The sequence below is a fragment of the Marinobacter sp. genome (assembly GCF_048259445.1).
In the GTDB taxonomy this organism is placed as follows: domain Bacteria; phylum Pseudomonadota; class Gammaproteobacteria; order Pseudomonadales; family Oleiphilaceae; genus Marinobacter.
Genome location: NZ_JBLXHQ010000013.1, coordinates 42,920 through 57,120 on the forward strand (window position 1 = coordinate 42,920; position 14,201 = coordinate 57,120).

The window sequence follows — 14,201 nt, forward strand, 5'->3', positions numbered from 1 at the left end:
GTCCGTCGGAAGCAAATCAACAGGCTTTGGGATATGATAGCGCACTGATTTGTCGGGAGTCCTGCGTGCTTCAATTTATCTATTCACAACTTATACGGCTGCTTCTTCCATTCATTCTTTTTCGGCTGTGGTGGCAAGGCCGGCAGGCCCCGGAGCTTCGCCGTAACTGGCAACAGCGCTTGGGCTTTGTACCCCGAGCTGGCGGCACTGTAGTCTGGGTGCATGCCGTGTCGGTTGGCGAAACCATCGCTGCGGCGCCCATGGTTCGGCGCCTGCTCGCTCGTAACCCCAGTATCACAATACTGATGACCGCCATGACGGATACCGGCCTGACACAGGCTATGAAAATGTTTGGTGATCAGGTTCAATACGCTTACGCCCCATACGATACCCCGGGTTCAATACGCCGTTTTCTGGATCGGGCCAACCCCCGGATTCTGGTCATCATGGAAACTGAAATCTGGCCGAATATGATCCGCCAGTGCCGTTCCCGGCGCGTGCCGGTTTTCCTGATCAATGCGCGGCTATCTGAGCGATCTGCCCGGGGGTATGAGCGAATCAAAGGCCTTGTTGCGCCGATTATGCGTAGTATCAGCTGGGTGGCGGCCCAGGCAGAAAAAGACGCGGAGCGGTTTCGACGGATTGGCGTTGCGGCATCCAAGGTTGCGGTAACCGGGAGTGTGAAGTTTGATGTGGACATCCCCGTAGCTGTGCGGCAGGCTTCGCTTGAACTTAAAGCATCGTTTCCCACACGCACGGTCTGGATTGCTGGCAGTACTCATGAGGGTGAGGACGCCCAGTTGCTGGCGGCGCACCGGCAGCTTTTGAACACCCATCCGGAAGCCCTGTTGATTCTGGTGCCTCGTCACCCTGAGCGCTTTGAATCGGTAACGGATAAAGTGCGTAAACAGGCGTTCTCGCTGGCTCGGCGGTCCCTTGGCGACGACCCGTCAGGTGCAGACGTTTATCTCGGGGACACCATGGGTGAGCTGATGATGCTTTACGGTGCCAGCGATGTAGCGTTTGTGGGTGGCTCGTTGATTGAGCGCGGTGGTCACAATCCTTTGGAACCAGCTGGCTGGGGGATCCCTGTCATTTCCGGGCCCTATGTTTTTAACTTCGAAACTATTTACCAGAGACTTCTTGATGACCGTGGCGTGACGATGGTCAATGATGCCGATGAGCTTTACCGTCATTTGACAGTTTTGTTCGACGATGCCGACGAGCGCCACGCCAGTGGTCAACGTGCATTCTCTGTGGTCGACAAAAACAAGGGTGCGCTGGACAGGGTGGTTGACGGGATTATCGAGCGGGTCTGATATCACTCAGCGCATTAATGCTTTCAGGGCAGGTTTCGGGTGAGGAGTCGTCCTCCCCACCCTTTTTCTGTCAGGCATTTATGCGTCTTGCCTGTGTAAATCAGCGGGAAGGATCTTCCAGAGTCTTTTTGTCGTTTGCCAGAGCTTCGATGCCGGGAGCGGTGGCGCTGATCCAGTTGTTCAGTTCAATAAGATCTCGCGGGCTGAGCGTGCCGGCAGCCTGTTTTAGCCGAAGCGTGTTGGTCACATAATCGTAACGGGCGTTTGCGTAATCATTCAGTGCCACGTAGTAGGCGCGCTCCGCATCCAGCACCTCGACGATGTTCCGGGTACCCACGTCATAACCTGCCCGGGTTGCATCCAGTGCACTGCGCCGGGAAACGATGGTTTGTTCCAGGGCTGATGCGGTTTCAACGTTATTATTAACGGTCAGAAACAGGCTGCGAGTCGTCACCCGCACGTCGCGGCGCACGGTGGTCAGGGTTTCTTCCGCGACGGTCACCTGTGATCGCTGCTGGCGAACGCCGGCCTGGGTCCCGCCGCCGGAATACAGCGGAATATTAAGGTTGAGTCCGATAACACCCTGGGTGCTGACGCCGTCGCGCTGAATGCTCGGAGGGCTCTGCTCTATCCCGTCAACATCAGATTTACCGTAAGAGGCGCTCAGATCCAATGTCGGATAGTGCCCGGCTTTGGCTACTTTCAGGCCGGACTCACTGGCACTCAGGTCGTAAATCGCGGACTGGATGGACCAGTTTTGTTCCAGGGCCGTCATTTCCCACGCGGTTGGATCCATAGGTTCAGGTTGGCCCAGTGGAAAGTTCTGACGCAGGTTCTCCAGATCCTCAGAATATTCGCCTGTAAACCGGGCCAACTGCTCCCGGGCAATGTTTGTCTGGTTTTCGGCGGCAATTCGCACACTTCGGCTATCGTCATAGCTGGCGCGGGCTTCATAGACTTCTGTAATGGCGATCAGGCCCACATCAAAGCGCTCTTGAGCCTGTTCATACTGGCGTCGGATTGCGGCTTCGCCTGCCCGGGCGGTCGTCACTGTGTCCTGCGCCCGCAGCACGTTAAAGTAAGCCGTTGCGACATCAAGAATCAGTTGTTGTTGCGCCAGGTTGTACTGTGCGCGAGCAGAATCTGTCTGGAACTGGCTGGCATCATACTGAAACCAGGCATTTGCGCGAAACAGTGGTTGCGTCAGCTGTACGCCATAGTTCAGCTCCCGGTAGCTGTTGTCCTGGGAGGCGCTGGGGCCGTCTGAGTCAATATGGCGGGCATCGCCGTAGGCGCCAATTTGCGGCAGCAGGGCGCTCCTGGTGACATCGCTGGCGGCTTGCTGTGATTCAAACCTGGCCTGAGCTGCCGCAATGCCGGAGTCGTAGGAGAGTGCTTTCTCATAGGTCTCTACCAGGTCCATGGAAAGGGCAGGTTGTGCTGCCAGGAGGCCCACAAGTGCGGAAAGCAGTCGTTTCTTCATTGTTACTCCTGAATTCATGTGCGCTTCTGCACCCTCCCGGGGCGCTGAAAAGGAATGCCGTATCGCTCCGGGTGAGATGGAGATGAGGCCATAGATGGCAAGGTTACACCAAGCCGACCGAAACGGGCCGCCTATTATGGACAATTATTGCTCTCAGCTCTACATTTGCAGATAGTAGATAATTAGCATCCTACTTAATAAAGCTTGCGCTTGCAATAAATGACTTCAAGCGGCTATCGTTCAAAATCCGATTTTAACCAGGACAAATAATGGCCGAGCCGTTTCAGTTTAAAGCCAACGACGTCACCATCGACAAACGCGAAACCGTCTTTCAGGGCTTTTTTCGCATGGATAAGCTGTGGCTGACACATCCGCGCTTTGATGGCAGGAGCATGCCCGGTTTTACTCGCGAACTCTTTATCCGTGGTGATGCGACCTGCGTGCTTCCCTATGACCCCGGTCGTGATGAGGTTGTCCTGCTTGAGCAGTTTCGTCTGGGTGCACTCGGTCGCGACCAGTCTCCATGGTTGCTGGAGCTGGTGGCAGGAATGAATGAAAACGGTGAAAGCAGTGAAGAGGTCGCCCAGCGAGAAGGCCAGGAAGAGGCGGGTCTTACCTTCAGCAAACTTGAAAAAATCTGTAATTACCTGGTTTCCCCGGGTGGCAGCACCGAGATGATCTACCTCTATTGTGGTCAGGTCAGCACAGAGGCAGCAGGAGGCCTCTATGGGCTTGAACATGAGCACGAAGATATTCGCGCCCACGTGGTTTCTGCAGACGACGCCATAGCCATGATCAGTGACGGCCGCATTAATAATGCGGCTGCAATCATTGCCATCCAATGGTTGCAGCTTAACCGGAACAGATTGCGTTCAGGGTGGCAGTAATGGGTGAGTGGACAATGAAACCCAAGCGCTATGTGCCGGATCTGCGCCAATTTGGGGCTTTGTGTGAGGGGAATTACCATCGCCTTCGCAGGCTGCGCCAGTTAAGGGTGGAAGATAAGCCTTTGTGCGAAATAGAACTGCACCGGGAAAACGAGTATTTGGGCCGAGTTCGAATTCAGGTGCTGCAAACCGCCCGGTTTACTGAAACCCTCCTGCTCGAACAGATTCACAACAGCGGTCGCTGGCTGAATAATCCGCAGATGACCGTTCGGGTCTACCACGATGCGGTTATGGCGGAGGTGATCAGCTGTTATCGTGATACTCAGATTGCACCGGTCAACGACTACCCGAATCGTTTTATGCACCACCCGGACGAAAAAGTTCAGGTGAACGGGTTCCTTGCCGACTGGCTTGAATACTGCCTGAAATTCGGCCACCTGCCTCTTGAGCATGCGGCATGGACGGCGGGAGAGGGTGCCGACTGAGATTGATTGTGCTTTGCGGGTAATAAGGTCGTATGCACTGAGGGGCGTGTTTGGCTGTTAAATAATGCAATATATTGCCCGGCGCCTCTTCAGAATGTGACGCCGGTTCCAGTGGCAGGTGATAAATCCGGAAGCTGACAACGTACACTTGTTTTGAAACCGTCGGAACTGGCTTGAAACAAAACCCCTTAAACAGTTCCTCAAGTGATTGCAGCGAGAAGACCAAGAGCATCATGACCTCAAAGGTAACCACCCGGCCGCTTCGGGTACTGCAGTTAACGGATCCGCACCTGATGGCCAGTGCCGATGGCGCGCTGCTGGGTGTAAATACCCGTGACAGCCTTGATGCCGTCATTGCCGAGGTGCTCAGATCCCACGGGCAGCCGGATCTGATCCTTGCCACCGGAGATCTTGCGCAGGATGGCTCGGAACAAGCCTATCGGGTTCTTGGTGGTCGTCTTGGTGCGTTCAGCTGTGATTCAGCATGGATCGCGGGTAATCACGATCATGCGACGCGCCTGAACACAGTTGCCGCGAGCTATGGCGCAAATCACCGTCATATTGTTCGAGGCGGCTGGCAATTTATTCTGCTGGACTCTTCCGTGCCCGGTAAAGTATTCGGAGAGCTTGTCGAAACCGAACTGGATTTTCTGGCAGATACGCTGGAGCAGCATCCGGATTTGCCAGCACTTGTCACATTGCATCACCACCCGGTGGATATTGGTGCTGAATGGATGAAAGAAATTGGTCTCAGGAATCGTGAGGACTTCTGGCAGGTGATCGATCGGTTCCCGCAGGTGAAAGTGGTGCTTTGGGGTCACATCCACCAGATCCATGAGCAGCAGAGAAAAGGCGTGCAGCTGCTGGCAACGCCTTCCACCTGTATTCAGTTCACTTCCGGTTCCCGTAAGTTCTCGGTAGAAGATCAGGCTCCGGGGTACCGCTGGTTCGAGTTTCAGGCCTCCGGCAATTTCAAGACGGAAGTTTGCCGGGCTCTGGATTTCGAGTTTGAGCTTGATCAGAACAGCTCCGGTTACTGAGCCGTTTCTGCAAGCTGGTTTTCCAAAACTTCATTGTCCGCAGTTTGGGCGCGCAGCTCACGTGCCGCCGCCACCATGGCTTTGAGTGCTGGAATCACTTCCTCCCAGCGTCGGGTTTTCAGGCCGCAATCCGGGTTGACCCATAAGCGCTCAAATGGAATCCGCTCCGCTGCTTTTTTCATCAGGTTTGTAACCTGCGCCGTTTGCGGAATGTTTGGCGAGTGGATGTCATAGACGCCCGGGCCGATATCGTTGGGGTACTCGAAACCCTTGAACGCATCAAGCAGCTCCATGGCCGAGCGTGACGTTTCGATGGTAATCACATCTGCATCCATACGAGCTATGGCGCCAATGATGTCATTGAACTCCGAGTAACACATATGAGTATGGATCTGGGTATCATCCTTCACGCCGTTGGCGCTGATGCGGAATGCCTCGATGGCCCACTCCAGATAGGTATTCCAATCTGATTGGCGCAAGGGAAGGCCTTCACGCAAGGCGGCCTCGTCAATCTGGATAATGCCCAAGCCGGCTTTTTCCAGCTCCTGCACTTCTTCACGTACGGCCAATGCCAGCTGCAGGCAGGTATCCTTGCGTGGCTGATCGTCGCGTACGAACGACCAGTTCAGGATGGTTACAGGGCCGGTGAGCATGCCCTTCATGGGCTTGTCCGTGAGTGACTGGGCGTATCTGGTCCAGTCTACGGTCATGGCGTTGGGGCGGGTGATGTCTCCAAACAGAATGGGTGGTTTCACGCATCTTGAACCATAGGATTGCACCCAGCCAAAGCGGCTGAAAACATAGCCCTCAAGCTGTTCGCCAAAATACTCCACCATGTCGTTGCGTTCGGCTTCGCCGTGAACCAGTACATCCAGGCCAAGTGCCTCCTGTTGCTCAACGCAGTACGCAATTTCTTCATGAATCCGCGCGGTATAGTCCTGCTGGCTCAGGTTGCCCAGGCGGAACTCTTTTCGCACTTCCCGGATTTCCGGCGTTTGCGGGAAGGAACCAATAGTCGTGGTTGGGTAGGGTGGCAGGTGGAATCGCTCCTGCTGCAGCCGGGCCCGGGTGCTGAACGGGCTCTTGCGTTGACCATGCTCCGAAGTAATGGCCGACAGAGCCTGGGTGACCGCCGGGTTGTGGACCCGTGCGGACTGGCGCCGGCCTTCGATGGCTTTGTAGTTGGCAGCGAGTTCTTCGGCTACGGCTTTTCGGCCTTCGTCCAGCGCCTTTGCCAGTATGCTCAATTCCTGTAGCTTCTGCCGTGCAAACGCCAGCCAGTTGCGGATTTCAGAATCCAGCGTCGTCTCACTCTCCAGATCGACGGGCACATGTAAAAGAGAACATGAGGGAGCGAGCCAAAGGCGCTCGGCCAGCTTTTCTTTCAGTGGCTCAAGCACGTCCAGTATGGCGCTCAGATCCGCTTTCCAGATATTACGACCATTGATAACACCGAGAGACAGCACCTTGTGGGCCGGCAGCCAGTCGGCCAGGCGGGATACTTCGCCCTGAGCGCTGATGGCATCCAGATGAATGCCTGCCACGGGCAGTTCGCAGGCAAGCTGAAGGTTTTCTCTTAGTTCCCCGAAATAGGTAGTCAGTAGCAACTTCACTGGCGCTGTTTTCAGCTCGTGATAGGCAAGAATAAAGGCGTGCTTCCAGTCGGCATTCAACTCGGTAACCAGTGCCGGCTCGTCAATTTGCACCCATTCAACACCCGCTTCGGCAAGCTTTGTCAGTAGCTCAGTGTAGACAGGCAGCAGTTTATTCAGCAGTTTCAGGCGATCGGATTCATCTTTGGTCTTGCCCAGCCAGAGATAGGTAACCGGGCCGATGATGACGGGCTTGGCGTTTACACCTTGTGTGCGGGCTTCAGCCAGTTGCTCCAGAATGCGATCAGCGTTCAGGCTGAAACTCGTGTCGGCACTGAATTCCGGCACAATGTAGTGATAGTTGGTGTCGAACCATTTGGTCATCTCCCCCGCATGTACACTGCAGCAGGCACTGTCGCTGGGGGAGCGGCCTCGTGCTACACGGAAATACTCGTCCAGCGGCGAACCTTGCTGGGCGAGTGCCCGCCCAGGCAAATTGCCAAGTGTGGCGCTCATATCCAGCACCTGATCGTACAGCGAAAAATCGCCCACCGGCGCCAGGGAAAGGCCTGCCTGCTCTTGCCAGTTCTGCGCACGCAAATCAACGGCCGTTTCCTGCAGGGCGTGTTCGCTGGAGGTGCCGTGCCAAAGCGCTTCCAGAGCAAATTTAAGTTCTCGGCGGGGGCCGATGCGCGGGTAGCCAAGGTTATGGGTGGTGGTCATCCGGAACTCCAGTTTTTGTATAGGGTAGGTCGTTAATAGAAGTTGCCACATTAGCGTTCCGGGCTGATGAAAAATAATGGTATTATTTCAGGGTTCCATTAATTCTATTCATGGATTGCTGATGATTGAGCGTAGCCACCTGGAAGTGCTCCGGGCTGTTGAAACAGAAGGTTCCCTGACGGCAGCGGCCACCCGCCTTCACTTGACGCAGTCAGCGCTCAGCCACTCAGTTCGCAAACTTGAGCAGCAGCTGGGAGCGTCCCTCTGGTCAAGAGAAGGGCGCCAGCTTCGGTTGACTCAGGCAGGCAGCCATCTGCTGGCGCTGGCGAATCGCCTTTTGCCTCAGTTTGAACATGCGGAAATGCTTATCGGTCAATTCGCCAGAGGGCAAGCCGGCACCCTGCGCATCGGAATGGAATGCCACCCCTGTTATCAATGGTTGTTGAAGGTTGTTGGCCCTTATCTCGAGCAGTGGCCCTCGGTGGATGTGGATGTAAAACAGAAATTCCAGTTCGGCGGCATTGGCGCGCTGTTCGGCCATGATATCGATATGCTGGTAACGCCCGATCCGCTACACAGGCCGGGCCTGGTGTTTGAACCCGTTTTTGATTACGAACAGGTGCTGGTAGTTGCAGCCAACCACCGCCTGGCAGACAAGCCCTGGGCCGAGGCGGCGGATCTGGAACCGGAAACCCTGATTACCTATCCTGTGGCAATTGAGCGACTGGATGTATTCAATTATTTACTGGTTCCTGCAAACATGCGCCCGGCCCGCCACAAAACCATTGAGACCACCGATATCATGCTGCAAATGGTCGCGGCAGGCCGTGGGGTGGCTGCCTTACCCCGCTGGTTAGTGAAGGAATACAGCGATCGCCTGGCTATTGTTCCGGTGAAGCTTGGGGAAAAGGGCATCTCCAAACAGATCTTCCTCGGCTGCCGCGAGCGCGACGTAGGGGTGCAATACATGGATTCGTTCATGAAGCTGGCACGAGAGGTTCGCTGGCGCTGACGTTTCGGTTACACTGCGCAAAAATCTGCCAGGAATTACCCTTATGAGCGAAACACCTCCCGATCTGAAATACATTGAAACCCACCAGTGGGTGCGCATAGATGCTGACGGCACCGCCACCGTTGGTATTACCGATTTCGCTCAGGAACAGCTGGGCGACGTGGTGTATATCGGTGTTCCCGAGGTCGGTGAAACGGTCACCGGTGGCGAGGAAGCCGGCGTAGCCGAATCCGTAAAGTCCGCATCCGATGTCTTCAGCCCGGTAACCGGTGAAGTCATTGAAATAAACGAATCTCTGGAAGATGAGCCTGAAAAGGTCAACGAAGACCCCTACGGCGATGGCTGGATGTTCAAAGTAAAGCTTGCCGACAAAGGCGAGTTGGACGGGCTGATGGATGCTGATGCATACGCGGAGCATTTAGCGGGCGCCGAATAAATCGAGTAGAAACCGTCGGGCAAGGCTTTCCAAAACACGCTGTGAATACGTCCGTGTACGCTTGGCTCCGCCATCCCTGGCTCCGCACAGTTTTGGAAAGCCTTGCCCGACGGTTCCCCCGAGCTTGGGTGCGCGGGCCTGTGCTTTATGTATAATTCCCACCCTGAATTTATTCCCCTAGGTGGTTTTCATGAATTTCCCGGTTTTATATTTACGCAAAGGCGCGGAACGCAGGCTGCGGGCTGGCCACCTGTGGGTTTACAGCAATGAAGTCGATATCCAGAGGTCACCGCTGACACAGTTTGAAGCGGGTTCTCAGGCGGAGTTGCGGGCATCCAATGACAAACCGCTGGGGGTGGTTTTCGTGAATCCTCATGCCCTCATCTGCGGCCGCCTGATCAGCCGTGATGCCGCACAAGGCATGACGCCGAATCGGCTGGCGCAGCGTATGGAAACGGCATTGATGTTGCGGGAAAGGCTATTCGATAAGCCCTTCTATCGCTGGGTGTTCGGCGACAGCGATGGGCTTTCCGGGCTGGTGGTGGATCGGTTTGGCGATACCGTAGTGGTGCAGATTTCCACCGCCGGCATGGAACAGATGAAAGAATCCATCGTCCGGGCAGTGCAGCGCTTGGCACACCCGAAAGCCATTATTCTCAAGAACGATGGCAAAATGCGCAGTGTTGAGGGGCTGAACACCTATATTGAACAGGCCCATGGCCCGGAAGCGACTCTGCTGGAGGTTGAGGAAAACGGTGTTCGCTTTGAGGTGCCGCTGGAGGGTGGCCAGAAAACCGGATGGTTCTATGACCACCGAATGAACCGCCAGCGCCTGCAAGCCTATGCGCCGGGGAAACGGGTGCTGGATGTGTTCAGTTACGTAGGGGGTTGGGGTATTCAGGCCGCGTGTGCCGGTGCAACTCAGGTTACCTGCGTTGACAGCTCCGCAGGAGCCATTGATTCCGTGCATCACAATGCCAAACTCAACGGTCTGGACAATGTGGAAACCATTGAGGGTGACGCATTCGACGCGTTGAAGGCGCTGGCGGACGAGAAAGAAAAGTACGATATCGTTGTGCTGGATCCACCTGCCCTTATTCCCCGCCGCCGGGATCAGAAAGCCGGCGAACAGGCATATGCGCGCCTGAATCAGCTTGGGTTGCGATTGCTGGAACGGGACGGGTTGTTGGTTTCAGCCTCATGTTCCATGCACCTCTCTCAAGAGAAGCTGGTTGATATTATCCGCGGCAGCGGCCGTAAGATTGACCGCTTCGTGCAACTGCTGGAGCAGGGGCATCAGGCGCCGGATCACCCGATCATTCCGGGAATTCCCGAGACAGACTACATCAAATCCTGCTTTGTGCGCTCACTGACCGGCTTCATGTAAAAACGAGCGGACCTCGGAAGCGGGATCCGTTCGTTTTCAGCGCGCATTACCCGCGAAGTGTAATAACGCTCCATCCCTGACTTCTGGCGTACTTTTCCAGCTTCGGATCCGGATCAACCGCAATCGGATTGGCCACTTTTTCCAGCAGTGGCAAATCATTGTGTGAGTCGCTGTAGAACCAGGCACCCTCCAGGCTTTCGCCATGAGCCGCCAGCCAGTCGTTCAGTCGGGCGACCTTGCCTTCCTGAAAGCTGGGTATGCCGGCAATCTCACCGGTATAGCGACTGTTGATCATCTCGGGCTCAGTGGCAATCAGGTGCTCAATGCCCAGGAGTTCAGCGATAGGTTCGGTCACAAAACGGTTAGTGGCTGTAATGATCATCAGGGTGTGGTTGCGCTTACGGTGACTTTCAAGAAGTTCATCGGCTTTCTGTAGCAGCATGGGTTGCACTTTCTTGTTCATGAATATGGCTCGCCACTCCAGCAGCTCATCCATGTTATGAACCGACAGGGGCTGAAGTGCAAACTTGAGATAGTTCAGTATATCCATCTCACCATTCAGGTATTCTTGGTAGAAACGATCGTTGGTTTTGCGGTAGGTTTCGGCATCAACGATACCTTCCTCCACAAGAAACTCGCCCCAGGCGTGGTCACTGTCACCGGCGAGCAGGGTATTGTCGAGATCAAAAATTGCGAGCGTCAAGCGTTTACCTCCAGGGGCACAGGACTTCGGGAAGGGCAGTATCCTACCATGAGTGTCTGCGCACAGCTGCGTTTGCTGAAGTCTTGGGATTCTGTAAGAATGAGAGCAACTTGGATAAATCCGACCGGTAAATAACTGACCGGTCTGCCGACTTTATTAAGAGGACTGTGCCGTGATCGATTCAGACGGTTTCAGACCCAACGTCGGAATCATTCTGGCCAACCACCGGGGAGAAGTTCTCTGGGCAAGGCGAATAGGGCAAGACTCCTGGCAGTTTCCCCAAGGCGGTATCAATATTGAAGAATCGCCGGAAGATGCGCTGTATCGGGAACTTGGAGAGGAAGTTGGCCTGGGCGCCCATGATGTTGAAATCATCAGTTGTACCCGGGGCTGGCTGAGATACCGCCTTCCCCGAAGGATGGTACGGCACAACTCGCACCCCGTCTGTGTGGGCCAAAAACAGAAATGGTTCCTGCTGAGGATGTTATCGCCGGACGCACAAGTACGCGTTGACGGCACGGATTCACCGGAGTTCGATGGTTGGCAGTGGGTAAGCTACTGGTATCCGTTGGGTCAGGTGGTTTCCTTCAAGCGTGAAGTGTATCGACGTGCGCTGAGAGAGCTTGCGCCAAGGCTGTTCTACAACATGGAGCAGTGGCACCGGAGCGAGCATAACCGGCGTTTAAAGGAACAGGCGAAATGACGGACTGACACCCCCATGCTGAGCATTCTGCGAAGTCTTGTACAAGAGGTAAACAGTGCCCGGGATCTTCAAGAGGCACTGGGTATCATCGTATCGCGTGTGCAGAAAGCCATGGGAACCGAAGTCTGTTCGGTTTATCTTCTGGATCCGGCCTCCAATCGCTATATTCTGATGGCAACCGAGGGGCTTTACCTCAAAGCAGTCGGTAAGGTGAGCCTTGCGCACTCAGAAGGGCTTGTCGGCCTTGTGGGGTCCCGGGAAGAGCCTATAAACCTCGAAGACGCACCGTCCCACCCCCGCTATCGTTACTTTCCTGAAACCGGCGAAGAGCGCTTCCGCTCGTTCCTCGGGGTTCCCATTATTCACCATCGCCGTGTGCTCGGTGTTCTCGTGGTTCAGCAGCGGGAGAGTTCCCGGTGCTTTGACGAAGGGGAAGAGGCGTTTCTGGTCACGGTTTCCGCCCAGCTTGCCGGTGTTATTGCGCACAGTGAAGCGACCGGCGCTATCAGTGGTCTTTCTCTGACTGGAGAGGAAGCACGTGACGTCAGCTTCAACGGTGTTCCGGGCGCGCCAGGTGTGGCTATCGGTCATGGTGTTGTGGTCTATCCGGCCGCCGATCTGGACGTGGTTCCCGATAGACCGGCAGAAAACATCGAGCAGGAACTTGAGTTGTTCCGGTCCGCGGTGCAAGCAGTCTGCGAAGACATCGAACAGGTTGCAAAACGGCTGACATCAAGGCTTCGGCCGGAAGAACTGGCCCTTTTTGATGTGTATCTCCGCATGCTGGGTGACGAAGCATTGCCCGGAGAGGTCAATAACAGAATCCGGGAGGGAATCTGGGCCCAGGGCGCGCTCAAACAGGTGGTTCAGCACTATGTCCGCCATTTTGAAATGATGGACGACCACTATCTGCAGGAAAGAGCGGTGGATATCCGCGATCTCGGTCGTCGCCTGCTGTCCTATCTTCAGGAAGGCGAGCAGAAGGATCTGAACTATCCCGAACGCACGGTTCTGGTCAGCGAGGAGCTGACCCCTGCCATGCTCGGGGAAGTGCCCCGGGGGCAGTTGGTCGGCCTTGTGTCGGTCAAGGGTTCCAGTAACTCTCATGTTGCGATTCTTGCCCGGGCAATGGGTGTGCCTACCGTTATGGGGCTGGTGGATATTCCGGTTAATCAGCTTGATGGTAAGGAGTTGATCGTTGATGGTTTCGAGGGGCAGATTTTCGCATCGCCCTCGGTCGACCTCCGGACATTTTTCCAGCAAATCTGTGACGAAGAGGATGAAATTGATCGCGGACTGGAGGCGCTCCGTGACAAGCCATGCATAACAACGGATGGCCACCGGGTTCCTCTGCTGGTCAATACCGGGCTCATGACCGATGTGGTGCGTTCCCTGTCTCATGGGGCTGAGGGTATAGGGTTATACCGTACCGAAGTGCCATTTATGATCAAGGACCGCTTTCCATCGGAGCAGGAGCAGCGGCAGTATTACCGCGAACAGCTGGAAGCATTTGCGCCTAACCCTGTGACCATGCGTACCCTGGATATCGGTGGCGACAAGGCGCTGACGTATTTTCCGATTGAGGAAGAAAACCCGTTCCTGGGCTGGCGGGGCATCCGGGTCACGCTGGATCACCCTGAAATCTTTCTGGTACAGGTGAGGGCCATGCTCAAGGCGAGCGAAGGCCTGAACAACCTCCAGATCATGTTGCCGATGATCAGTAACATTTCTGAAGTTGAGGAATCTTTGCATCTTATTTACCGGGTTTACCATGAGGTGCGGGAAGAAGGTTTCGACATCCACATGCCCAAGGTGGGTGTCATGGTGGAAATACCGGCCGCGGTCTACCAGATTCGCGAGCTGGCCGATCGTGTCGATTTTCTCTCGGTTGGCTCCAACGATCTGACCCAGTATCTGCTTGCGGTAGATCGTAATAACCCTCGTGTTGCCCAGCTGTATCATTCGTATCACCCGGCGGTGTTGCAGGCGCTGGTGAGGATTGCGCAGGATGCTCATTCGGTTGGCAAACCGGTGGGTATCTGTGGTGAGCTGGCAGGTGACCCGGGTGGCGCCGTGCTGCTCATGGCCATGGGCTACGACTCACTGTCGATGAACGCGGCCAGTTTGCCAAAGGTGAAATCGGTTATTCGCAGCGTCAGCCGGGAATGGGCGGTGAAACTTCTTAAAGATGTGCTGTTGCTGGATTCGCCCCACGTTATCAAAAGCTGCGTAGAGCTTGCGTTACGCAATGCTGGCTTTGGGCGCTATCTCCGGCCTGGTAAATCCACATCCGCGGCTCTGGCCGAACAGGCAGCTTCCTGAAAATGCCATACCGGGTAGCTTTCAAATCTAGGGTGCGAACTCTAAACCCGGTTGCTATTTTATTATTATGTGCAGTCGAGTCGCTTCGTTAAGGCTGTTTACCCGGAAA

General features: G+C 55.2%; 12 protein-coding genes. 9 read left to right on the forward strand and 3 right to left on the reverse strand.

Annotated elements, in window-relative coordinates; translation table 11 throughout:
- The first annotated feature begins 65 nt into the window (after window positions 1-65).
- A complete protein-coding gene (waaA, locus tag ACN0RL_RS10895) occupies window positions 66-1,319 on the forward strand; it encodes a lipid IV(A) 3-deoxy-D-manno-octulosonic acid transferase (RefSeq protein WP_417516611.1) in 1,254 nt (417 codons plus the stop codon).
- Window positions 1,320-1,419: 100 nt separating this feature from the next.
- Here waaA and ACN0RL_RS10900 read toward each other — a convergent pair whose 3' ends face one another.
- On the reverse strand, window positions 1,420-2,802 hold the full coding sequence (locus ACN0RL_RS10900; protein WP_417516613.1) for a TolC family outer membrane protein: 1,383 nt from the start codon (window positions 2,800-2,802) through the stop codon (window positions 1,420-1,422).
- 269 nt (window positions 2,803-3,071) lie between these two features.
- Here ACN0RL_RS10900 and ACN0RL_RS10905 point away from each other — a divergent pair, with 269 nt between their 5' ends.
- The 3 genes from ACN0RL_RS10905 (at window position 3,072) to cpdA (ending at window position 5,214) form a co-directional block, all read left to right on the forward strand.
- Window positions 3,072-3,689 (forward strand): NUDIX domain-containing protein, encoded by a 618-nt coding sequence (locus ACN0RL_RS10905; protein ID WP_417516615.1) that lies wholly within the window; start codon window positions 3,072-3,074, stop codon window positions 3,687-3,689.
- Window positions 3,689-4,174, forward strand: coding sequence for a DUF1249 domain-containing protein (locus ACN0RL_RS10910; RefSeq protein WP_417516617.1), 486 nt, complete (start codon window positions 3,689-3,691; stop codon window positions 4,172-4,174). Before ACN0RL_RS10905 ends, ACN0RL_RS10910 begins: the two co-directional genes overlap by 1 nt.
- 233 nt (window positions 4,175-4,407) lie before the next feature.
- Window positions 4,408-5,214 carry a 3',5'-cyclic-AMP phosphodiesterase gene (cpdA, locus tag ACN0RL_RS10915; RefSeq protein ID WP_417516619.1) on the forward strand — a complete coding sequence of 269 codons (807 nt, stop codon included), beginning with the start codon at window positions 4,408-4,410 and terminating at the stop codon, window positions 5,212-5,214.
- Here the strand turns inward: cpdA and metE are convergent.
- Window positions 5,208-7,529 carry a 5-methyltetrahydropteroyltriglutamate--homocysteine S-methyltransferase gene (gene metE / locus ACN0RL_RS10920; protein WP_417516621.1) on the reverse strand — a complete coding sequence of 774 codons (2,322 nt, stop codon included), beginning with the start codon at window positions 7,527-7,529 and terminating at the stop codon, window positions 5,208-5,210. The genes cpdA and metE overlap by 7 nt on opposite strands.
- A gap of 121 nt (window positions 7,530-7,650) precedes the next feature.
- Between metE and ACN0RL_RS10925 the strand changes: the two genes are divergently transcribed.
- From ACN0RL_RS10925 to ACN0RL_RS10935, 3 genes are all read left to right on the forward strand, one after another.
- On the forward strand, window positions 7,651-8,541 hold the full coding sequence (locus tag ACN0RL_RS10925; RefSeq protein WP_417516623.1) for a LysR family transcriptional regulator: 891 nt from the start codon (window positions 7,651-7,653) through the stop codon (window positions 8,539-8,541).
- Window positions 8,542-8,584: 43 nt separating this feature from the next.
- The gene (gene gcvH / locus ACN0RL_RS10930; RefSeq protein ID WP_417516625.1) at window positions 8,585-8,977 is read left to right on the forward strand and encodes a glycine cleavage system protein GcvH; all 393 of its coding nucleotides are present in this window, start codon (window positions 8,585-8,587) and stop codon (window positions 8,975-8,977) included.
- A gap of 190 nt (window positions 8,978-9,167) precedes the next feature.
- A complete protein-coding gene (locus tag ACN0RL_RS10935) occupies window positions 9,168-10,364 on the forward strand; it encodes a class I SAM-dependent rRNA methyltransferase (protein WP_417516627.1) in 1,197 nt (398 codons plus the stop codon).
- A 46-nt stretch (window positions 10,365-10,410) separates the two neighbouring features.
- On the opposite strand, the gene ACN0RL_RS10940 is transcribed toward ACN0RL_RS10935, so the two are convergent.
- On the reverse strand, window positions 10,411-11,067 hold the full coding sequence (locus ACN0RL_RS10940) for an HAD family hydrolase (RefSeq protein WP_417516629.1): 657 nt from the start codon (window positions 11,065-11,067) through the stop codon (window positions 10,411-10,413).
- A gap of 172 nt (window positions 11,068-11,239) precedes the next feature.
- Between ACN0RL_RS10940 and ACN0RL_RS10945 the strand changes: the two genes are divergently transcribed.
- Together ACN0RL_RS10945 and ptsP are read left to right on the forward strand one after the other, a co-directional pair.
- Window positions 11,240-11,770 carry an RNA pyrophosphohydrolase gene (locus tag ACN0RL_RS10945; RefSeq protein WP_417516631.1) on the forward strand — a complete coding sequence of 177 codons (531 nt, stop codon included), beginning with the start codon at window positions 11,240-11,242 and terminating at the stop codon, window positions 11,768-11,770.
- Between the two features lie 15 nt (window positions 11,771-11,785).
- The gene (ptsP, locus tag ACN0RL_RS10950; protein WP_417516633.1) at window positions 11,786-14,092 is read left to right on the forward strand and encodes a phosphoenolpyruvate--protein phosphotransferase; all 2,307 of its coding nucleotides are present in this window, start codon (window positions 11,786-11,788) and stop codon (window positions 14,090-14,092) included.
- Window positions 14,093-14,201: the final 109 nt, after the last annotated feature.